This window comes from Shewanella sp. SACH, from assembly GCF_001887095.2.
GTDB classification, from domain to species: Bacteria; Pseudomonadota; Gammaproteobacteria; order Enterobacterales; family Shewanellaceae; genus Shewanella; species Shewanella baltica.
The window spans coordinates 1,119,603-1,143,350 of record NZ_MPDG02000001.1 but is presented as its reverse complement, the minus strand read 5'-3'; the positions used below and the strand labels follow the sequence as shown (position 1 = coordinate 1,143,350).

The following is a 23,748-nucleotide window of genomic DNA, read 5'->3' as shown; positions in this document are numbered from 1 at the left end:
AGTCTTAACTGCAAGGCTTTATTCTTGAATACGTTCAAGTTTTGCAAGGTAAAAACCATCAAATCCGCTATCGGCTGGGCTGATACTTTCATCCTCAATCAAACGGAAATTAGGATTCTCGGCTAAAAACGCATCGACTTGACCACGGTTCTCGCAGGGGAAGATTGAACAGGTCGCATAAACCACTATGCCACCAACTTTCACCATGCGGCTGTAGCTAGTCAAAATGTGCTTTTGCAGCTCCATTAGCACAGGTAAACGCTCAACAGTATCGCGCCATTTTGCATCTGGATTACGCTTTAATACGCCCAAACCTGAGCATGGCACATCGAGTAATACCCGATCGGCACTCAGTTTTAAGCGTTTAATGGTTTTACTGCTGGCGATAACGCGGGTTTCGACATTGTGCGCGCCATTGCGACGGGCACGCTCTTTGAGTTTGTCGAGTTTCCATTGCTCCACATCCATGGCCAACAAGCGCCCTTTGCCCTGCATTTGCGCGGCTATGTGTAAAGTTTTGCCACCCGCGCCTGCGCAAGCATCAATAACTTTCATGCCTGGCTTGGCATCAAGCGCCGCCGCCACGCGCTGAGAGCCCGCATCTTGCTGCTCGAATAAGCCATCTTTAAAGCTTTGGGTACGGAACAAGGCAGAATCGGAGGTCACTTCAAGGGCAGAATCGACCCCATCAACGCTCAGCGTGCTCACAAACTCAGCGGCAAGCTTAGCGGCCAATTCATCACGCGTCACTTTTAAACCATTTGCGCGTAAAAAACGCTTCGGCGCGGTACTTAACGCGGCGCGCTCTTTTTCCCAAGACTCGCCTAATTGCTCACGGCCCATCGCATCGAGCCACTCAGGGCAACCGTCCCACAGTACTGGCTTAGTTTTCGCCTGCTCGGTACGCTCGGCTAAACGCGCCTCATCGACTTGCAGCGAATATTGCATTTTAGGCAGTTCAAGCCCGTGGAATAAATGCCACGCATTAAGCAATTTAGAGCCAAAGCGCTCCATCTCATCTGGACTGATTTCCGCCAGATAACAATATAAATTTAAGCGACGTAGGATATCACCCGTCGTTAATGCGATACGCGCCTGTTCGGCGGGTACCAATTGCAACCCAGAAAAATGCTGAGAATAGGCCCGATCTAAGGGTTTTCCTTGGCTCAGCACCATAGTTAAGATACTGATCACTAATTCGTTCGAGCTGGCAGAAAGCGGAGAATTCAACATTTAAAAGGTCACCATGAATGATAAAACCGGAGGATCATAGGAGGTCAGGCCCTAATACGCAAGCACGCTGGCGCTGAGTTAAGGTTAAAGCCATAAAAAAAGCGATCCAAATGGATCGCTTTTAAGTGTCAGCCAGTTAACCCGTTACATTTTTGAGCCCTTAGAGCCGTAGAACAGGATAAAGCCATAACAAATCACGGGCAGAATAAAGGCGAGTTGCACGCCAAGGTTATCCGCTAGCATGCCTTGGAATAAGGGTAGAATCGCCCCACCCACAATTGCCAGACACAGAATGCCACTGCCCTGTGAAGTGTGTGGACCTAAATCACGCAGCGCTAGGCTGAAGATCGTTGGGAACATAATCGAGTTAAATAACCCCACTCCAAGGATTGCCCACATAGCAAGGCTGCCACTGGTGGTCATCGCCACAACCACAAGTAGCGCCGCCATAAAGGCATTAAACGCAAGCACTGAGCCAGCAGGCACTTTTTGCATGACCACAGAGCCAATAAAACGTCCCACCATAGCGCCGCCCCAATAATAGGCGATGTAATGGGCGGCTTCAGCTTCTGGCATACCGGCAATATGGCTTTCACCTAAGAAGCTGACCAAGAAGCTACCGATAGACACTTCTGCACCGACATACACGAAAATACCCACAGCGCCGAGCACTAAGTGCTTGCTTTGCAAGGCACTGGTTTTACCTAGATGGGTTTGGACTTCACCTTGAACACTTTCATCATGCTCGCGGATCACAGGTAAATCTAACTTCGCAAAAATCAGCGCTAAGATAGCCAAGGCGCCAGAAAGTAACAGGTATGGCAGTTTTACCACTTCGGCTTCAGCGCTCGCGTGGGCTAAATCGCTTGATACAGAACTGGCGACAGAAAGAATTAACATGGCACCAAAGAATGGTGCGACTGTTGTACCTAATGCATTGAAAGCTTGCGTTAAATTTAAACGACTCGAGGCAGTTTCGCTACTGCCTAAGGCGTTAACATAGGGGTTGGCTGCCACTTGTAGGATAGTGATGCCCGATGCTAAAACGAATAACGCGCCAAGAAACAGATTATAGGTCGCTAGCGTGGCCGCTGGATAAAACAGCGCACAGCCAATACTCGCAATCACAAGACCGGTAACAATCCCCTTTTGATAACCCAGCTTTTTCACTAAGTTACCGGCGGGGATCGACACTAAGAAGTAAGCACCGAAGAAACAAAATTGGATCAACATGGCTTGAGTGTAATTCAGCGAAAACACCGCTTTAAGATGCGGGATCAGAATATCGTTCAAGCAAGTGATAAAACCCCACATAAAAAACAGTGAAGTCAATGAGATCAAGGCAAAACGATAACTGCCCGACCCATTTTCGCCAGTGCTGCTCGTGTAGCTACCGGTATTAATTGATGACGCCATAGTTATTCTCTCTGTATGTTTTTATTATCAGGAACTCAGTAAGGTTACATTCCCCAGTATGCCCGTGGGCGGCTTTACGTCGAATAGTGGGCTTGGGTATATAACACCTCAGCCGAATAAAAATGAATCATTTTCAGTTTAAAACTGCATAAAAGCTGGCAAATGCCGAAAACTTCAGCTGATTGTTTTCTATTTGTGCGATTTTCAGGCCGTGTCCCGTTAATATTTCACCCAATTCCAACTGTGATAAATCCAACTCAACATTGGTATCGCCTAAGTTGAATCCGACGAATATTTTGAGCTCTCCTAAGGTGCGGATAAAGGCCAAGATGGGCTCGTTGATATCCACAAATTGGATATCGCCTTCAACCAGCACTGGGTGTAATTTACGCCAAGCAAGAAAACGTCGATAACCGTTAAGCATGGAATCTGCATCTGATTCTTGTACATCCACCGCTAACGCTTGATGCTCAGGGGCGATCGGCAACCAAGGCGAAACCTCACTAAAACCGCTAAAATCGGCGCCTTGCTGCCACGGCATTGGCGTACGGCAACCATCGCGGCCTTTAAACATAGGCCAGAAGGTTTTGCCAAAGGGATCTTGCAACTCATGGTATTCAATCGGCGCTTCGGTTAAACCGAGTTCTTCACCTTGATAACTACACACACTACCGCGCAGTGAACTTAGCATGGCATTGAGCATTTTGACCATGTCTGAATTCTGCTTGCCCTGCCCCCAACGGCTCGCCACGCGCTGCACATCATGATTACCGATAGCCCAACAAGGCCAGCCATCACCTATGCTCGCTTCTAATGCTTCTACGGTTTGGCGAATATAAGCGGCGCTGTAATCGTCGGTTAATAGCTCAAAACTGTAGGCCATGTGAAGGCGATCTTCACCCTTAGTGTAAGCCGCCATCACAGCTAAAGAGTCTTCTGCCGACACTTCACCTAAGGTCACCGCACCAGGATAACGATTGATAAGCTTTCGTAAATCTTCGATAAACGCGATAGTTTGCGGACGGTCATTATTGTAGTAATGATATTGATAGGCGTAAGGGTTATCTTCACTGAAACCTCGGCCCTGACGTTTATCCTTAGGTTTTGCCGGATTGTCCCTGAGCTGTTCATCGTGATAACAGAAGGTAATCGCATCTAAGCGGAATCCATCAACGCCTTTTTTAAGCCAGAATTCAACATTATCAAGCACAGCTTGGCGCACGTCAGGATTATGGAAATTAATATCGGGCTGGCTACGCAGGAAGTTATGTAAATAGTATTGTTGTCTACGCGGTTCCCATTCCCAAGCACAACCGCCAAAAATCGCGAGCCAGTTGTTAGGCGCTGTGCCGTCTTCCTTAGGATCGGCCCACACGTACCAATCCGCTTTGGGATTCGTTCGGCTCTCGCGGCTTTCAACAAACCACGCATGCTGATCAGAGGTATGACTTAATACTTGATCGATAATGACCTTAATGCCTAAGCCGTGGGCTTTTTCAATCAATTCATCGAAATCATGCATAGTGCCAAAAAGAGGGTCAACTTCACGGTAATCACTGATGTCGTAGCCAAAATCTGCCATAGGCGATTTAAAGAAAGGCGAAATCCAGATGGCATCGACATTGAGGCTCGCAATGTAGTCCAGCTTAGTGATAATGCCGCGTAAATCACCAACGCCATCACCATTTGTATCTAAAAGGCTACGCGGATAAATTTGGTAAATCACCGCACCACGCCACCAAGTTAACTCACTCATTGTTGCCCCTTTATCGTTATTCTACAGCGATCATTCCCTAACACACTCACGCAAACAGTTATCGTTTTGTTACTGCAGAGTAAAGGTATCGCGGCTTATTTTGTGTCACCGAGCATACGTGAAGAGGGAAATAAGGTTCAATACACCTGCATACGTATGCAGAAGACTGCGCCAGAAACCACATTGAGCATTAACTCACTTTATCATTCATTAACAGCTACTTAACTGCAAGGTAAAATCATTTTATTCCATGAGATTTCCCTCAATTAACGGCTATTCTTAACTCAACGAGGCATTGAATACGTATGCACTCTGTTGTTCCGCTAAGAAGCTCGGGAGTAATATCTTCACCGTTGCATAACAATTTGGTCATAAACGCAGCACTTATGCAGTCAATTAAGCGCCCAGATACCAAAAAAAAGGCCGCAAACATAACGCGGTGATAACGATAAAACGCTCTACAAAGCGATAAAGCGACTCCAAGGGGAAGAGAGATATGATGCGATTTAAACCCAGTTTGCTAACCTTAGCGCTCATTGCCGCAGGTGCGAGTATGCACTCCTATGCGGCAGATGAAGCGGCGACAGATAAGACAGCTAAAGATGAAAATATTGAAGTGATTCAAGTCACTGGTATTCGTCGTAGCTTGCAAGAATCCCAATCACTTAAGATGTCATCTTCTTCTATCGTTGAAGCCATTTCAGCGGAAGACATAGGTAAATTACCTGATGTCAGTATTGCAGAATCTCTAGCACGATTACCTGGCGTATCGGCACAACGACTCGATGGTCGTGCCAACGTAATTTCTATCCGCGGTATGGGCCCTGACTTCACTACCGCCACATTAAATGGTCGCGAACAAGCCTCTGTAAACGATAACCGCAGTGTGGAATTCGACCAATATCCATCTGAGTTATTAAATCGCGTTGTGGTTTACAAGACACCCGATGCCTCTGTGATGGCACAAGCCATCGGCGGTACGGTTGATATGCAAACAATCAGTCCTTTAGCCCACGGTGAACAAACGATTGCCGTTTCGCTACGCGGCGAAATGAACGATTTAGGTTCATTAAACAGCGGCTCAAGTGACACAGGCTACCGCGGCAGTATCTCTTATATTGACCAATTCGCCGATGACACTATTGGTGTCGCCATTGGTTATGCTCGCATGATGTCACCTAACCAAGAAGAACGTTGGCAAGCTTGGGGTTACCCAACCAATGACAATGGTGATAGCGTTTTAGGTGGTGCAAAACCTTTCGTTCGTTCAAGTGAATTAGAACGTGATGGCGTACTCGCCGTATTTGAATATGCGCCAAATACCACTTACCACTCGACCTTAGATATTTACTACTCAAAATTTACCGATGATCAACGCCTACGAGGCATTGAAATACCTGGTGCTTGGGGCACAAACGGTGGCGTAATTCCGACGACAACTGATAATGGTTTAGTCACAGAAGGTGTCATCAAAGGCGCTGAAGTCGTTATCCGTAACGACGTGAACAAACGTGATGCGGATTCTCTGTCTATTGGCTGGAATAACAAATTCAACATCAATGATAACTGGAATGTTGAAGCCGATATCTCCATGTCTAGAGCTAACCGTACTGACATAGGTATGGAAAGTTACTCAGGAACTGGCCGCGGTACAGGTGTGGGTGCGGTTGACGATTTAGGCTTTGCTTACAACGGTAAAGGCGGTTATGTATTTGACCATAACCTCGATTATTCTGATAAAAACCTGATCAAACTTGGCGATCCACTCGGTTGGGGTAGCCCGCTAGGCGCTAACACTCAAGACGGCTTTATCAACAAACCTGAAATTGAGGATGAGCTAAAATCCTTCCGTTTAAGCGCTGAATATGTGCTTGATGGCGGTGCCGTTCGTAGCGTTGAGTTTGGTGTGAATCGTACTAATCGCGATAAAACCAAATTAGATAAAGGTTATTACCTGACACTCAAAGGTTATGACGGTTCTGCCAATTACACTATGGCAGTACCAGATCAATACTTACTTGCACCAACGTCACTCGACTTCTTTGGCATGGGCAATGTATTAAGTTACGACTCGTTGGCTTTCTACAATGACGGTAACTATACAGAAACTGACGTCGCTGATGTGGATCTTTCCCGCGCTACTAACTCTTGGGCTGTACAGGAAAAAGTGACAACGGGCTATGTGATGGCCAACCTTGAATCCGAAGTATTTGGTATTCCTTTGACTGGCAACGCAGGCTTACAAGCGGTTCATACCGATCAATCCTCTGACGGTACAGTGGCAACGGTTGAAAATGGCTTAGTGATGTTAACACCGCGCACAGCGGGTGATTCCTATGTTGAATGGCTGCCAAGCGTTAACTTAAGTTTCGAAGTCGCCGATAGCCAAGTGGTTCGTTTAGCCGCAGCGCGCACGTTAACCCGTTCACGCATGGACAAAATGAATGCCAACCTAAACTACACTTATTCAGCTAACCCAAGTGGTGGCAACGTTAACTGGAGTGGTAACGCAGGTAATCCTGAGTTACGTCCATGGTTAGCCCGTCAATATGACTTAAGCTATGAAAACTATTTCAGCGACCAAGGTTATTTCTCGGTAGCGGTATTCTACAAAGATCTTGAAAACTTCGTTTACGATCAACATACAGACTTTGATTTCAGCACCCTATTCCCACAAGGGCCTACTGATAACCCAATTGGCGATGTCACCCAACCACAAAACGGTGAAGGTGGTTATGTTCAAGGTGTTGAAGCCTCTGTATCTGTCGACTTTGGTATGTTTGCCGATGTGTTAAGTGGCTTTGGTACTGTTATTAGCGGCTCGTACAACGACAGTGAAGTGAAGGAAACCCCGACCAGCAATCCAACAACCTTGCCAGGTCTGTCAGAAAAAACCTTAAACGCGACGATCTACTATGAAAACTCAGGCTTTGAAGCACGCATTAGCTCACGCTACCGCAGCGACTTCCTCGGTGAAGTCACAAAGATCAGCCTGCAACGCGAAAACGTGAACATCAAAGCTGAAACAGTGGTCGATGCACAAATCGGTTATGACTTTAGCGAAAGCGGTATCGAGTCTCTGTATGGTTTATCAGTTCAGTTCCAAGTGAACAACTTAACCAACGAGCCTTTCACCTCTTACACTAGCGATGATCAACGTTTAGTCCGTGATTACCAAAACTATGGCCGTAACTTTATGTTAGGCGCGAACTATAAGTTCTAATCCTGCACGGCTTAAAGCCTCTGTAACCTGTTACAGAGGCTTTTTTACTTTATCATTTCAAGCCACTAGGCTAGTCATTCATCTGCGTTAATTGATCACCACTAATCATAAAATGAAAGGCTTATATCATGAATAAAATCAAAGATATCGTCATTGTCGGTGGCGGTTCTTCAGGTTGGATGACGGCGGCCATGTTGGCAAGATTGTTTAAATCAACACTGAATATCACCCTGATTGAATCTGAAGATATAGGCACAGTGGGCGTGGGTGAAGCCACCATTCCACCACTGCAAATATTCAATAACGTCCTTGGGATTTCCGAAGCCGATTTTATCAATGCCACCCAAGCAACGTTTAAATTGGGTATTCAATTCGAAAATTGGGGCAAACCGGATGAAGCCTATATGCATGCTTTTGGCAATGTAGGTAAAGATATAGGTTTTACTCAATTTCATCATTACTGGCTCAGCACCTCCCCAAAAGAGGTCAATTCGTTTTGGGATTATTCGGTTAATTACCAAGCGGCAAAACACAATAAATTTCAAGTACTCCAGCAGATCCCAAACTCTCCCCTTGCCGGCTTAACTCATGCTTATCATTTCGATGCAGCGCTCTATGCCCAATTTTTACGACGTTTCAGTGAGCAACTCGAAGTAAAGCGTATCGAAGGCAAAATTACGGCGGTTGAACTCACGCCAAACGGCGATATTGAAAGTGTAATCTTAGGAACAGGACAAACCGTAAAAGCCGATTTCTTTATAGATTGCTCGGGCTTTGCCGCGCTACTGATAGAAAAAGCGCTCAAGGTTGGCTTCGATAGCTACCAACACTGGCTCCCCTGCGACAGCGCCTATGCCGTACCCTGCGAAAAAACGCCAGCAATAGTGCCTTATACACGTTCTATCGCCCATGATGCGGGTTGGCAATGGCGGATCCCGCTGCAGCACCGCACAGGCAATGGGTTAGTCTATTGCAGTCGCTATATCAGTGATAACGCCGCCAAACAGCTTTTACTCAATAATTTAGATGGTAAGCCGTTGGCTGAACCTAAGAAAATCAATTTCACGACCGGACGACGAATCAAGCAGTGGCATAAAAATTGTGTCGCCATCGGCCTTTCGAGTGGATTCTTAGAGCCTTTAGAATCCACCAGCTTGCATTTAGTCCAATCAGCGATTATTCGCTTGAGTAAACTCTTTCCACATCAAGGAATTGCACAAGCGAATGTCGATGAGTTTAATCGCCAGTCCCAACTTGAATTTGAACAAATCCGCGATTTTATTATCTTGCACTATCATTTAAACCAAAGGGAAGATGCTCAGGAAAATGGGTTTTGGCATCAATGCCGAACCATGGTTCTGCCAGAGAGTTTGCAGCAAAAAATCGCCCTATTTCGTGCCACAGGCACAGTGTTTAGACATCAAGATGAACTCTTTACCGAAGCCGCATGGATTCAAGTCATGTTGGGGCAAGGCATTAGGCCTCGGGATTTCAATCCATTAGCGGCAACCATTCAACCGCAAGCACTGAGTGAATTTCTGCTCAACATGCGCACCATTATTGATAATACCGTCACTAAGCTACCAACCCATGACCAGTATTTAGCGCACTTATCGACACATAAATAATAAATACGGCTTAAGAGTTACGACTGACGTTAAGAGTGTACTAACTCATCGATTTATAAATTGAATTTGCAGTTTAAATTTGAATCAACAAGGAAAGAATATGATATTAAACCTGCTGACTCTTACCACTTCCTTAGTGATTATGCTTAGCCTAGGCGCCTCTGCCCACACAGCGCAGGCAAGTTCAAGCAGTCTCTCTTCACCACTTCAAGACACATCAAGCCAGCCTCAAGACCTGAAACTTGAACCCGCTTTTTGGTGGGCGGGGATGCACAATCCTGAGTTACAGTTGATGCTGTATAGCCGCGAGCTGCCTAGCTTACCGCAGCAGCTTAAGGTTGATATCCAAGGGCACGGCATCACGCTGAAAAGCCTTGAACACACTGATAACCCTCACTATCTGTTTATCAATTTAGATCTGAGCCAAGCTGCGCCGCAAACCTTTGAGCTGGTGATTTCCAACACTGACTCGGCTTCACAAACCAACACGCCTCTTTATCGCCTGCCCTATACGTTGCAAGGGCGTGCTAAGGGCAGCCGTGAGCGCCAAGGATTTAGCAATAAGGATGTGATTTACCTTATCACCCCGGACCGATTCGCCAATGGCAACACGAGTAATGACAATCAAGCCGATATGCTAGAGCAAGTTGCGGCTAACTCTCCTAGCCATCTTAGCAATCCCAGCACCCCCTATTATCCCGATGCTCGCCATGGCGGCGATATCGCAGGGATCAGCCAGCACTTAGCGTATCTGGCAAAGCTCGGGGTGACTCAGTTATGGGTCAATCCGCTGCTTGAGAATAATCAAGCCCAGTATTCATACCACGGATACTCAATTACTAATTTATACCGCGTTGATCCCCGCTTTGGCAGCAACGAGGATTATAAAGCCTTAGTCGCTAAGGCTAACAAGCTTGGCCTTGGGGTGATTAAAGATGTTGTCGTGAATCATATCGGCTCTAATCATTGGTGGCTCAACGATTTACCTAGCCAAGACTGGCTCAATGACGCCACAAAAACGCAGCTACATAATCGCGAATCCAAGCCTGACTTGATTCAGTCTACCGCTACTAAATCCAGTGCTATGAAATCCAGCGTTACCAGCCCCCGTTTCACCAGCCATAGGCGCACTACAGTGCAAGATCCCTACGCGGCAGCGCAAGATCATATTGATTTTGTCGATGGCTGGTTTACCGACACTATGCCGGATCTGAATCAAAGCAATCCCAAACTGGCAACCTATCTTATCCAAAACAGTATTTGGTGGGTCGAGTACGCAGGACTTTCAGGGATCCGCGAAGATACTTATTCCTACGCAGACAAAGGGTTTCTCGCTAAATGGTCTAAGGCCGTAATGGCTGAGTACCCTAATTTTAATATTGTGGGCGAAGAATGGACCGCAAACCCCATCACAGTGTCCTATTGGCAAAAGGGCAAAATCAATGCCGATGGCTATACCTCAGATTTACCCAGTTTGATGGACTTCCCGCTATATGAAAAATTAATTGCCAGCCTTAATGAGCCAGAAACTTGGGACACAGGTTTTATCAAGCTTTACGAGATGTTAGCCAACGATGTTGTGTATGCCGAACCCAGTCAACTAGTGCTATTTGAAGGCAATCACGACACCAATCGTATCTTCAGTTTAGTGAAAGAAAATATAGACTTATACAAGATGGCACTCACCTATGTACTGACCGCCAAACGCATTCCGCAGCTGTTCTACGGTACAGAAGTGTTAATGACCAGCCCGACAGAAGGCCGTCACGATGGTGTTGTGCGCAGTGATTTCCCCGGTGGGTTTGCCAACAGTGCCACTAACGCCTTTACCGGCCAAGGACTGAGTGAATCCCAGCGACAAGCACAGCAATTTGTCAGAACCCTACTGAATTACCGTAAACAATCTCCTGCGCTACAATCGGGCGATTTACTGCACTTTGTACCGCAAGATGGTGTCTATGTGCAATTTCGTTGCGTATTAAATGCGCCATTATCAGCTGAACAGAAAGCCGAGGCACTTAAGTCACTGATACAAAAGAATTCTCTAACCCAACACAATGCCTGCACTCAGCCCTCGGCCGACAAAGTCATGGTGATTTACAATAAAAATGACAAGATAATCACGCTAGATGTAAACCGCTTTGCCAGTGTCCTTGGCGATAGCGGCGCCGCTACTGACATCATCAGTGGCAAAACCGTTTCACTCAATCAAGCGATAACATTGCCCCATGCAGGGGTCACTATCCTCGAGCTTAAGCCTAATTCTAAGACTAAATCTAAGTCTAAGACTAAGTCGCCGCTGAATGCTGGCTTGCCGAGCCGCCAAGATTCAATGCTCACTAGGAATCAAGCTAACGCTTTAACGCGCGCTCATACTAACAACACTGCTATCAACCTAGCCAAAAACTCAACTCAAAAAGGAACTCAGTCTTGAGCTTTTTATCGCCTATCGATTCCAGAGTGACTCAGAGCCAACAAGCGGCTAAATTTCCCATCGTGGCTTTACTGACCAAAGCAGCAAAAGCCCCGCAGCGCCGACAGTCGTGGCACTCATCACTCAGTTTATGTGTACAGTCTTTGTTTAATGCCTCTTTATCTAGTGCAGCTTTATTAACTGCCTCGCTTTTTTGCTTATCGGCTAATGCAAATGCATCGGCGCAGGCGCTTGATAATGAGTTACAGCCAAAGTCTGAGAGTGAGGTTATGACGCTAAAACCTGTGGTGTATCAGATTTTTACTCGCCTCTATGGCAATAAAAACCCAACGAATAAACCTTGGGGAACAATTGCCGACAACGGTGTCGGCAAATTTAATGATATCGACGATGTTGCACTCAATAGCATCAAGGACCTAGGCGTCACCCATGTGTGGTACACGGGCGTTCCGCACCATGCCTTGATTGGTGATTACAGTGAGATTGGCGTAAGTACTGATGATCCCGATGTGGTCAAGGGACGCGCAGGATCACCCTACGCAGTCAAAGATTATTACAACGTTAACCCCGATCTGGCGGTCAACCCCGCCAACCGTTTAGCCGAGTTCGAGGCGCTGATTGCCCGTACCCATCAACACGGCTTAAAGGTGATTATCGATATTGTGCCAAACCATGTGGCGCGCCATTATCAATCCGTCAGTAAACCCCAAGGCGTGCGCGATTTTGGCGAAGATGATGATACCAGTCTGGAGTACGCCAAAAACAACAACTTCTATTACGTCGTTGATAACAGTGTGAAGGGAACGAAAGGACAAGCGCATGCCTTTGAGGTGCCAAGCTTACCCGCAGAGCTTAAACCGCTGGGCGGAGAAGCTCACCCCTTAAGTGACGGTAAATTCGACGAATTTCCCGCAAAGTGGACCGGCAATGGCTCACGCTTAACCAAGCCCGATGCTAATGATTGGTATGAGACGGTTAAAATCAATTACGGTGTACGCCCAGATGGCACCTATGACTTCCCTCGCCTGCCAGCCAAATTCGCCACTTTCACTGAAGCGCAGCATTACGCTTTCTGGCAACAACATTTAGCCGAGATCCCAAGCTCTTGGATTAAATTCAATCAGATTGCCCAATATTGGCTTGCAAAAGGAGTCGATGGGTTTCGATACGATATGGCCGAAATGGTGCCAGTGGAGTTTTGGAGTTACCTCAACAGCCAGATAAAACACACTAATCCCGATGCCTTTATCTTGGCCGAGGTCTATAACCCTAAGTTGTACCGAGATTATATCCAGCTTGGAAAAATGGATTATCTGTACGATAAGGTCGATCTTTACGACACCCTAAAAGCCGTGATGGCGGGTAAAACCAGCACAGCTAATATCGCGGCGGATCAGGCAAAAGTGCACGATATTGAATCCCACATGCTGCACTTTTTAGAGAACCACGACGAGCAACGTATTGGTAATGCATCATTTTTAGCATCGCTACAAACAAATAAACCAACGAATAGCTCCCTAGAGACCCAAGCCGTAAATCCACACTACGCCCTACCCGCTATGGTGGTGTCAGCAACGATAGGCACTTCACCAACGTTAGTGTATTTTGGCCAAGAAGTGGGAGAAGCCGCCATCGACAATCCAGGCTTTGGTCATGCATCACGCACCAGTATTTTTGACTATGTTGGTGTCCCCGCCCATCAGCGCTGGATGAACAATGGCAAGTTTGATGGTGGACAATCAACGGCGCAAGAAACATCGCTGCGGGCTTACTATCAAAAGCTATTGAATCTAAGCACAGGCCAAACGGCGCCTGCACTGTTAGGCCAATATTATTCACTCGATGCCGCGAATCGCAGTAAGAATGATGCGACTGAAAGTAACAGCACTCAAAATATGAGTACTCAAAAGAGCACTGCAAACGAAACAGGCTATGACGACAGCAACTTCGCCTTTGCCCGCTTCGAGGTGATATCTCCGACCTCAAAGCAGACTCAAAAGTTGATTGTAGTCAGTAACTTCAGTCAGACCGAATCAAAAGCCTTACAGCTCAAGCTCCCCAAAGAGCTCATCCGTCAGTGGCAATTAAAGGACGGCGTATATCCGCTTAAGGATTTACTCGAAGATCATCAAACAAGCCAACTGCAGCTTGAACAAGGTGAAGGCAAGATAGCACTCACCCTAGCCCCGCTGTCGTCGGCGATTCTCTCGCTCACCGTTGTAGCAGATGAGCGGAAAAGTGAGTCCGCGAGTAAGCAACTGAATGAGTAAGCGGCTGAATAAGTAAGGTCAAATGCGTTCGATAAATGCTGTGTTCTGCTTTTACGAGATAACACGTTGCGAAATAAGACCCGCCATCTTAGGATGATGGGGCTTAATCTAATAAGAACATATACCAATCGTATAAAATATCTGTTCATTCAGCGGGAGTTCAACGCGCTTTAGACAAGGCGAAGGCTTGAAGGCATAGTGGTGATCTGTCGAAAGCCTTAAACGCAGTATAAAGCGCGTTGCTACGCCGTTAACATCAGCCGCCCTTCGGGAGCCTCACAGGCATCCCACTCCCGTGTTGCATTGACTTAAAAGGGAATGACCATTTCTGCGTCAATGCGCCTTGGATTGAAATGCCTGTGAGGCTCTGAACTGATTAGATATTTAATGTGATTGGTATTACTCTGCACAAAAGAATAAATACTTAGATGCACTGCTAAGACAATATCTTAAACGCGATATTAGGAAACCTATGTTACTCGGCATACACCACGCGGCGATTATTTGCAGCGACTATGAAAAATCCAAACACTTCTACGTGACAATTTTAGGGCTCAAGCCGCTGGCGGAACATTATCGGGCGCAGCGCAGCTCCTTTAAACTCGATCTACAATTGCCGGATTTAAGTCAAATCGAGCTGTTCTCTTTTACCAAGCCGCCACAAAGACCGAGCTATCCCGAAGCTTGCGGGCTTAGGCATTTAGCCTTTCGGGTACAATCCATTGATGCAACCGTTGCACACTTGCAGTCACATAATATTGAAGTCGAAGCCATTCGTATTGATGAGTACACAGGTAAACAATTCACCTTTTTCAGCGATCCTGACGGTTTACCCCTAGAGCTTTACCAAGTGTAAAATCCCAATCGGAACTCAAACGAGCTGCAAATATGAAAGCGTGTTTAACGCCGCTATGAGGTCAAAATCCGAAGTCACTGTATCAAGTGCGAATCTCAAGTTGCCGTTCAAATGCCAATTACAAGTAGCAGTTCAAGTCACAGTGTGACGTCGCAATATGAAGAAAGCTTAATCGCCGAAAGTCTGCTTTAGGATTACACTCACTATGCTTAAGAACTCATTATGAGCAGTGACTAAGCGCTAATGCGATGGGCTAATGTGATGAGCTAATGTGATGAGCTATTACGACAAACTTAAGTCGATGCAGAAGATAAAAAGGAACAAAGCGTGCTAGATAATCCCGCGGTACTGATTTGGAGCATGCTATTTGGTGTCTTCGGCATAGGTTTCTTCACCTATGGTAAACGCCAAGGCGCGCCCATCCCCCTCGTCGTTGGGATAACCCTGATGATCTACCCTTATTTTGTCAGCAACCTAATCTTACTCGTCTGCATCGGCATAGCACTCATCGCACTACCGTATTTTGTGAAGTTGTAAGCGTAAGAGTCAGTGCAAAATTCATAAAATCCGCTGAGTTTTTACCACTTCAGCATAGGAATGCCATTGCTTATCCACTTTCCTATAAATTAAATTTCGATTCATTTCATCAAGTGAATGGCAGCCCGAAGCGGCCAATAATGCCAAGAAATCGTCCAACATATGTTGGTGATAATTGCGGACTCTTTTCCACTTTTCTGCAACCACTAAGCCTCGCACTAATGTGGGGTTATTTGTGGTGACGCCTGTAGGGCATTCATTGGTGTTGCATTTTAGGGACTGAACACAACCCAAAGCCAGCATCATACCCCGAGCGGAGTTACACACATCAGCACCAATACAAAGGGCTTTAAACAGATCAAAAGCGGTAAAAATCTTAGTCGCCGTAATCACTTTTATGTCTTTTTTGAGCTTGTAGGTATTGAGCGTATCCACGGCAAAAATCAGTGCATCTTCCCAAGGCATACCGACATAGTTTGAGAAATCGATGGGGGCGGCGCCAGTTCCCCCTTCCGCTCCATCCACAGTGATGAAATCGGGTTTGATACCTGTTTCGAGCATTTTTTCACATATTTCAATAAACTCTTGTTTACTGCCTATGGCAAGTTTGAAGCCGACTGGTTTTCCGTTGGATAACACTCTCAATTGCTCAACAAACTGCAATAACCCTTCTGCATCGCTAAAAGCGGAATGGCCGGGAGGTGAAAGCACATCGGTATGGGGTTGAACACCTCTTATTTCAGCAATTTCCTGATTATTTTTAGCTGCGGGAAGTACCCCTCCATGCCCGGGTTTTGCACCTTGTGAGAGTTTGATTTCAATCATCTTCACCTGCTCCCAATTGGCCTTTTGTTTAAACTTTTCCACATCGAAACAGCCATTCTCGGTGCGACAACCAAAATACCCAGTGCCGATTTCCCACACTAAATCGCCACCTTGTAAATGGTATTCGGATATCCCGCCCTCGCCGGTATCATGAAAAAAATCACCTGCTTTAGCGCCCAAATTTAAGGCTTGAATGGCATTTTTGCTCAAAGCGCCAAAACTCATGGCTGAGATATTAAACAGGCTGGCACTGTAAGGTTGTTGGCAATCTTTCCCGCCAATGATAACCCGTGGCGGAGTGTCCATTTTCTTCGCCGGATAGATGCTGTGCTGCATCCATTTATAATTATCATCATATACATCGAGCTGAGTGCCAAAGGGGCGTGTTTGATTTTGCTCTTTGGCTCGCTCGTAGATGTAATTGCGATGATTCTTGTTAATGGGTTTGCCATCAGTATCGGACTCAACGAAATATTGATGCAGCTCTGGGCCTATCATTTCTAATAGGTAACGCATATGTCCGATGACAGGAAAGTTTCTCAGTATCGAGTGTTTTGCTTGAAATAAATCATACAATCCAAGCAGCCCGAGCGAAGCCACCAGCATAATCAAACCCGCTAAAGGCCAGAGTATAATGCCTATGATGGCGACAAAAATAACCAGGACAATTGTGGTGAATCGAATGGCTTGCTTCATGATGTTTTATCATAACTCCCGTAAGTATTTTAAATCGTTCTTGGTCGTATCGACGATTTCGGCAAATTTTCCATTGACCATTAATTTTGTCATCGATGCTGCAAAGCCTTTTACTTGCTCGAAGTTTAGGGTGGGTGGCATTGCCAACGCATTGGGATCAGTAAAAATATTGATTATCGCAGGTCCCTTATGCTTGAATCCATTTACCAGTGCGAGTTCCACATCTTTGGACTCCGTCGCCTCCCATGCAGCAATGTTCATCGCCTCTGCCAATTTTATAAAATCAGGATTAACCATATCCGTCTGCCACTCCATATAACCTTCGACCCGCATTTCAAGTTTCACCATGGCTAACGAACGATTGTTAAAGATGATGATTTTGACAGGAATTTGATATTGGCTAATGGTCATTAAGTCGCCGAGCAGCATTGAAATACCGCCATCGCCACAAAACGCAATCACTTGCCGGTCTGGTTGTGATAAACCAGCCCCCATAGCCATAGGCATGGCATTCGCCATCGATCCATGATTAAAGGAACCGGTCAGATAGCGATTGGCTCCCGCCTTTAAATAACGCGCGGCCCACACGGCGCTCATCCCCGTATCAACGGTAAATATCGCATCGTCATCGGCAAGTTTATCCACCAAATGGGCAACATATTCTGGGTGAATATTTTTTTCAGAGCCCTTTTCTTCCACATAGCTCTCATAGATAGCTTCAATTTCTTGATGCAGTGAACGGGTTTTATCGAGGAAATCCGTGGATGTTTTAGCATCAATTAACGGCATGAGATCTTCAAGGGTTGATTTAATATCACCACAATAGCCAAAATCCACTTTAGCTCTACGACCTAATTTTTCGGGTTTAGTATCGACTTGAATAATTTTGCATTTTTCGGGAAGGAACTCACTATAAGGAAAATCCGTGCCCAGCATCAACAGGACATCGGCTTGATGCATGGCTTCAAAACCGGATTTATTGCCTAACAGCCCATTTAATCCAACGGCATAAGGATTTTCTTTACGCTCAAAAAATATTTTGCCTCGAAAACTATATCCCAAAGGAGCGTTAAGCCTTTCGGCCAATGTCATCACTTCTTCAACGGCATAGCGACAACCATGGCCACAAAACAGCATCACTTTGTCATGTTCATTAATGACGTTTGCCAGTTCTTGAAGCTGTTTATGGCTTGGGGTTATTCTGGGTTGGGTGTAGAAATTTTTATTAGCAGTATGCACAGATTCCAGACTTGCTGAAGCCACATCACCGGGAAGCCCGAGCACAGCGACCCCTTTCTTGCTGATGGCATGCTGAATCGCCGTTTGCAAACCATTGACAGCTTGTTTAGGGGTATTGGCGAGAAACACATATTTTGAACAATCTTGAAATAACGCTTCGGGTCTTGTCTCTTGAAAGTTGTCCAGGCCCATTTTTTCAGTATGAATAGTTGAAGCAATCGCGATAACCGGATTTTCAGCTCTATTGGCATCATAGAGTCCATTGACTAAATGAACATGCCCAGGACCACTGCTGCCCATGCAGCAACCGATACCATTTAGCTCAGCTTCCATAGATGCCGCATAAGCGCCCGCTTCCTCGTGTCTGACATGGATCCATTGCAATCTGCCATCCCTTCGTACAGCATCATTGACCGGATTAAGACTATCGCCAGTCACGGCATAAACTCGCTTAACACCCGCTTCTACTAGCATTTCGACTAGATGATCCGCTACGTTTTTTGACATAATTGGCTCCAACGTTTAGATAAAAAATTTCTATATTAATGACCAAGCTAGCCTGCAACTACAAAGTGCGGTTTATCTTGCCCCAGACAAAACCTGCCCGATAAAAGAGGATGCCCATGGTCGCAATCCACGTCTGAAATCGCTGTTGAGCAATTCACGTCGAGCTTTGAGCCAACATTATTCTCATGGTCATGCAGACGCCCTGCGTTATTTGTGTTTTATATCAGCCACTCTTTATCCGGCAATCCCAAAGGCAATGGCGCTCACCGACAAAATAACAATGACTGCCAAACCAACATCCAACACGTTAGGAAGTTTGCAGTAATAAAGCACATCATCAATTTTCCCAAGGATGGTCAACACCAGAAAGTTCGACTGTGGAATGACCTTAAGTTGCGGCTCAAAAACCTTTACCGCCAGCTTGCCACTCTCGACCGCCGCCTCAATGCTCCACACATCCGCCGTCGTTTTGGTGTGAGCGCCTGCAAGAACTAGGTTGGGTATCGTCGTCTTTTGCAGTGGTAGATATTGTTGGGTGTGGGTCGAATTCACCCATTTGGGTTGCGCCGATGTTATGCCTTCAGGAGAAAACGCCCATTCATGCCAAACTGTGATGTTTACGATGGAAAAATCTTGCCAACTTTTACCGCCGTTAGCCTTTTTGACCAATTCATCGAGGGCATGACTCTGTTTTAATTGAAATAACACTTCATCCAGAAATTGTTCCTCAGTGCATTGTTCCAGACACAGGCCATGGACTGGGCCAGGGACTTTTGAAACACACGCGGTGACTGTCCACAGTGATTGAATATCGTCCCCCAGAGGACTCGACTCTCCCCACGCTTGTTCCTGAGCAAACAGTGTCAGGTTAAAGGCGGAGTCTGAAATAACCAGCGCGCATCGTTTTCGCGGCCAAGACATTGGTTCTTTGAAGCCAATTCTAAAGGACACTTGGGTGTGCGGCCCCTGTTGTACCAAGGGTTTAAAAAGATTGAGTTGCGGTTTATTTTGAAGCAGCGGGGTTCTGTCTAGAACATCTGCCGCAGAAAAGGGATTGAGTGCGAGGACATAGATATCGGCCTGAATGGTTTCGCCATTGGCGAGCTCTGCCGCTGTGATGCTGTTATTTTCAAAACTCAAACGATGAAGTGGGGTCTGCCAATGAAACTCAACCTGCTTTTTCTTCAGATCATCGACCCATTTATCAAACCAAACCTCACTGCTGGGTCCGTTAAGCAGCAACCATCCCATACGGGCCTTGTGTTCCCACGGCCCGCCTTCACTGTCTGCTTGATGATGATACGAATACTTGGTGACTAATTGCTTACGGAAAAAATGCGCCACATGATGGAAAGAAACATGACACCAGTCGGAACCTACCCAAGGGCCAAAAGTGGAACTCCAGGTACTCAGTGTCGAAGCGGCTAAATAAGGTCGCCAAGCTTCTTTCGCATTGATGTTGCTGTACTTTTGGCTACTTCGGGTATTTGAACACCATGCTTTTCCCATTAGCCAACACCAAAGCCATTTTTCTTTGGTCGTCATACTAAACAGGTTTTCCACATCGACATTGCTGGAGTGAGAGTCACCAAAATGAGCCGAACCTGAGTTAGGCGCTAAGCCGAATACCACGGGCCGAGAAAGTATGTTGTCATAGAGACTGGAATTCTCATCAAAGGGGATCTCCTTGATGAGTTCGAAAAAATTGTTATACCAAGGGCCCATTCCATGCCAAGAGTATTCAGAAGGCATGCCTTGATCTTCTTTCCTTCTGGCACTTCTAAAAAAACCACCCGCATCCGCATTCGCCTCGAACACCTTGACTTGATAGCCAAGTTTTGCAAATTCATGGGCTGCCGTTAGTCCAGCAATACCACCACCAAAAATAGCGACACTTTTCGATTCTGTGGCTGATTTTGTAGATGTAGACATAGATTTGGCTACCATCGATCACCTCTTAATATTGTCACCGCTCGCTCTTACGCGGTGCTAGGGTGTGATTTTGCGGTTTCATGTTGCTCTTCATCCAGCCAATAACCGGGACGACCATAATGACGGTAGATAACCATTTCAGTCTTACGATCCACTGGCATCAATGGGTTATACGGCGGAGCGTCTTTTACTGCCTGTCGTGTTAGATTGACTGACGCCTTAGCATCCGGCCAACTCACATCTTCAATCCAATCTGCAGGAATGAGCACTTGATGACCTAGCCACCAGTTACTGGTATTCACTATCAGATATCGAATGGCCCAAGTCTCTTCATCGATAAGCAAGTCCTCTATGTGGCCAATGTCACCGTCGCTAGCATGAATGCGGTAGTCGATTACCGCCTGAGAGCTACGCAGATGTGTATCGTCATCTTGGTGCTGCTCGGCTTTAACCGCCCTAACCGCTTGTGGATCTTCGTCATTGGGCCGCGAAACCAAGTCGACGTATCCCGTTAACATCAAATTCGGGTACACACTGTCGCCCCACATCCCATAACCGCCCCAATAATATGGATAGCCGTAGTACTTAAGTAAGCGGATTTCTTGCTGGCGAGAGACGGGAGTTTGAGTGTTAATGTCGGGGCTGTTCTCAACTTGCTCTTTTGTGATCGAGACGGGTAATTGCTTGTCAGCCCAGTTTGCTTGGCCTATCGAGATAGGCGAGATCAATACTTTTCGACTCGAAAGCCAAGTGCCTGTATCAACAACGAGATAGCGAACGCACCAAGTTTCGTCATCAAAATAGACATCTTTGACATGCCCAATATTGCCATCTGTAGCACTGATTACGTAGTCTTCCATATGTTTAACGGTGCGTAACATAAGTACTGTCTCCTTCACATGCTTGATTTTTTAACAGAGGATGCAATATACGAATCATCGTATGCAAAAAGCAGTATTGCTGTCGGTGCGCTATAGAACATGGGAGTGATATTAATGCAGTTATTAGTGCAATTGATGCGCCGCCAAATTCCTATGCGTCGAGTTCGCAGCTAAATCCACCCTATCACACTGAGACCAGAACCACACTGACACCAGACCTCAAGTCATTCGCCATAGAGAAAGACAATCGGTAATGTCTAAAACTGTGGAGTTCATAGCTATGGAGTTATCGCAGTAAAAAATTTTTTGTGGTCTTTTTTGAGATTTTTTCTGAGGTCAATGTTGAGATCAATATCAACAATGACATAACGCACTTTGGGTTTAGGTTCAAACAAAGCAAATAGACGTAGTCGTTTAACGTCAGTCCGCTTTTAGGTGCTGACAATCACTAGATAAATGTCGTCCCTGTTTTTAAAAATGTTCACACGAGATCCCAGCGATAAATCCAACCGCGCCGGCTTGTCATGACATTCATGATCAGACACCTATAAGTATGTCCCAATCACTCGCTCACTCGACCTCTATTGTTATAGTGAATGAGTGTCATAATGAATTTTTCCACGGTTGTTGGCGCTGTCCACCACACGCCTTACATGGGTTCCTAACACAAATTACTGAGCAATTGTCGCTGTTTTTGTGTTTGCACCCGCTTTTTCTTTTTCTTGGATGACTTTCAGTTTTCTACGTTTTTTTTCGTTGTTGGAATCGTTCAGCCTTTCAAGGTTTTAGCCGCCAACTGAGTCATTAAAAAAATGTTAATGTACGAAGAAAATAAATAAATATTTTTATTTTCAATAATTTACATTCTGCTTAATTGCGTGGATTCGTTGACAGATAGGCCTGTAAGACACTAGTGTAGAAAGAGACTACTCGTGCTGTGCATTTTTTATGAACTCTGTGAGTTCATCATTCAATGTTTAATCGAGCAGAATTTATTCATGTGTTTTTTATGTAGCGTTAGTGCAAAAAAGCAGAACGGCGTAAAAGAGCGTCATGGAAAATGTTATGGAAAAAATAGTGATAAAAAACCTGTATAAGGTTTTTGGTGCTGAGCCTCGCAAGGGGGTGAAGTTACTTGAACAAGGGAAAAGCAAAGAGGAAATTTACGAACAGACAGGGCTGACGGTTGCCGTACAAGGTGCCAGCTTTACCGTAAATAAAGGTGAGATTTTTGTCGTTATGGGGCTATCCGGCTCAGGAAAATCAACTCTAGTAAGAATGTTAAACAGGCTCATTGAACCCACGTCGGGAGAGGTATTAGTCGATGGCCAAAATATCCTCAACATGAATAAGGATGAACTGGTCAGGTTTCGCAGAAGTAAAACCAGTATGGTGTTTCAATCCTTCGCGCTTATGCCCCATCAAACAGTGTTAGAGAATGCCGCATTTGGCCTCGAACTCGATGGCATGGATAAAAAACAGCGTGAAGAACGAGCCCTAGATGCTTTAAAACAAGTCGGACTCGAAGGTTTGGAGAAGGCCTATCCCAATGAGTTAAGTGGGGGTATGCAGCAGCGAGTTGGATTAGCGCGAGGCTTAGCGGTTGATCCTGATATCTTGCTCATGGATGAGGCATTTTCAGCGCTTGATCCGCTTATCAAGACAGAAATGCAAGATGAACTGTTGAAACTGCAAGATCGTCATGAGCGCACCATCATTTTTATCTCCCATGATTTAGACGAAGCATTACGGATTGGCGACCGAATTGCCATTATGCAGGGCGGCAGAGTGATTCAGGTGGGGACGCCGGAAGAAATCCTGCAAAATCCCGCAGATGATTATGTACGTGCATTTTTCCGTGGTGTGGATCCAACCGGTGTTATCTCCGCTGGGGACATTGCCCGCGACAGTCAGCCAACGGTCGTTTGGCATACTAAAGCCGGTAGCCCACGCGCCACCCTAGAAATGTTAAGTATTAAAGATCGCGAATTTGCCTATGTACTTGACTCAGAACACCGCTTTTTAGGTGTGGTCTCTTCAGACTCCCTGCGCGACGCTGTTGACCAAGGAAATGGTGGTAGCAAACTTGAGCATGCTTTTCTGACAGACGCTAAATCAGTTCAAGAAACAGATAGTCTTCAGGATATCTTACACTTGGTCGCCTCCCATGCTTGGCCTATTCCAGTTGTAAACTCAGAAAGTAGATATCGCGGCGTTGTTTCTAAAAATCTGTTTCTTCGTACCTTAAACCGTGCGGAAAAGGGGACCTATTTTGAGCAGTCAGCATCTTAGAATACTCACTTCAGGAGTTTTAT

14 protein-coding genes are annotated in these 23,748 nt (G+C 45.8%); 7 read left to right on the top strand and 7 right to left on the bottom strand.

Features of this window, described 5'->3' with window-relative positions; translation table 11 throughout:
- Window positions 1–18 precede the first annotated feature (18 nt).
- From BM607_RS05000 to BM607_RS04990, 3 genes are all read right to left on the bottom strand, one after another.
- On the bottom strand, window positions 19–1,233 hold the full coding sequence (locus tag BM607_RS05000; RefSeq protein WP_006081516.1) for an RsmB/NOP family class I SAM-dependent RNA methyltransferase: 1,215 nt from the start codon (window positions 1,231–1,233) through the stop codon (window positions 19–21).
- Window positions 1,234–1,377: 144 nt separating this feature from the next.
- Window positions 1,378–2,649: a sugar MFS transporter gene (locus tag BM607_RS04995; RefSeq protein ID WP_012089111.1), complete on the bottom strand. Its 1,272-nt coding sequence runs from the start codon at window positions 2,647–2,649 to the stop codon at window positions 1,378–1,380.
- Window positions 2,650–2,782: 133 nt separating this feature from the next.
- The gene (locus tag BM607_RS04990; RefSeq protein WP_071939792.1) at window positions 2,783–4,405 is read right to left on the bottom strand and encodes an alpha-glucosidase; all 1,623 of its coding nucleotides are present in this window, start codon (window positions 4,403–4,405) and stop codon (window positions 2,783–2,785) included.
- Window positions 4,406–4,901: 496 nt separating this feature from the next.
- Here BM607_RS04990 and BM607_RS04985 point away from each other — a divergent pair, with 496 nt between their 5' ends.
- The 6 genes from BM607_RS04985 to BM607_RS04960 all read left to right on the top strand — a co-directional run bounded on the left by BM607_RS04985 (window position 4,902) and on the right by BM607_RS04960 (window position 15,353).
- On the top strand, window positions 4,902–7,628 hold the full coding sequence (locus BM607_RS04985; RefSeq protein WP_071939791.1) for a TonB-dependent receptor: 2,727 nt from the start codon (window positions 4,902–4,904) through the stop codon (window positions 7,626–7,628).
- Between the two features lie 128 nt (window positions 7,629–7,756).
- Window positions 7,757–9,256, top strand: coding sequence for a tryptophan halogenase family protein (locus tag BM607_RS04980; RefSeq protein ID WP_071939790.1), 1,500 nt, complete (start codon window positions 7,757–7,759; stop codon window positions 9,254–9,256).
- Between the two features lie 100 nt (window positions 9,257–9,356).
- Complete coding sequence (locus BM607_RS04975) at window positions 9,357–11,690, top strand: glycoside hydrolase family 13 protein (RefSeq protein ID WP_087486477.1); 2,334 nt, start codon at window positions 9,357–9,359, stop codon at window positions 11,688–11,690.
- A complete protein-coding gene (locus BM607_RS04970) occupies window positions 11,687–13,960 on the top strand; it encodes an alpha-amylase family protein (protein ID WP_071939789.1) in 2,274 nt (757 codons plus the stop codon). Before BM607_RS04975 ends, BM607_RS04970 begins: the two co-directional genes overlap by 4 nt.
- A 472-nt stretch (window positions 13,961–14,432) precedes the next feature.
- The gene (locus tag BM607_RS04965; protein ID WP_006081510.1) at window positions 14,433–14,816 is read left to right on the top strand and encodes a VOC family protein; all 384 of its coding nucleotides are present in this window, start codon (window positions 14,433–14,435) and stop codon (window positions 14,814–14,816) included.
- A gap of 327 nt (window positions 14,817–15,143) precedes the next feature.
- On the top strand, window positions 15,144–15,353 hold the full coding sequence (locus BM607_RS04960; RefSeq protein WP_006081509.1) for a hypothetical protein: 210 nt from the start codon (window positions 15,144–15,146) through the stop codon (window positions 15,351–15,353).
- Window positions 15,354–15,374: 21 nt separating this feature from the next.
- Here BM607_RS04960 and BM607_RS04955 read toward each other — a convergent pair whose 3' ends face one another.
- The 4 genes from BM607_RS04955 to BM607_RS04940 all read right to left on the bottom strand — a co-directional run bounded on the left by BM607_RS04955 (window position 15,375) and on the right by BM607_RS04940 (window position 21,433).
- Complete coding sequence (locus tag BM607_RS04955) at window positions 15,375–16,874, bottom strand: FMN-binding glutamate synthase family protein (RefSeq protein WP_071939788.1); 1,500 nt, start codon at window positions 16,872–16,874, stop codon at window positions 15,375–15,377.
- A gap of 9 nt (window positions 16,875–16,883) precedes the next feature.
- A complete protein-coding gene (locus tag BM607_RS04950; protein WP_071939787.1) occupies window positions 16,884–18,620 on the bottom strand; it encodes a thiamine pyrophosphate-dependent enzyme in 1,737 nt (578 codons plus the stop codon).
- A 234-nt stretch (window positions 18,621–18,854) separates the two neighbouring features.
- Window positions 18,855–20,552 (bottom strand): FAD-dependent oxidoreductase, encoded by a 1,698-nt coding sequence (locus tag BM607_RS04945; RefSeq protein ID WP_249269551.1) that lies wholly within the window; start codon window positions 20,550–20,552, stop codon window positions 18,855–18,857.
- A 47-nt stretch (window positions 20,553–20,599) separates the two neighbouring features.
- On the bottom strand, window positions 20,600–21,433 hold the full coding sequence (locus BM607_RS04940; protein WP_012587750.1) for a PRC-barrel domain-containing protein: 834 nt from the start codon (window positions 21,431–21,433) through the stop codon (window positions 20,600–20,602).
- A gap of 1,065 nt (window positions 21,434–22,498) precedes the next feature.
- Between BM607_RS04940 and proV the strand changes: the two genes are divergently transcribed.
- Window positions 22,499–23,725 (top strand): glycine betaine/L-proline ABC transporter ATP-binding protein ProV, encoded by a 1,227-nt coding sequence (gene proV / locus BM607_RS04935; protein WP_170927449.1) that lies wholly within the window; start codon window positions 22,499–22,501, stop codon window positions 23,723–23,725.
- The last annotated feature ends 23 nt before the right edge of the window (window positions 23,726–23,748 follow it).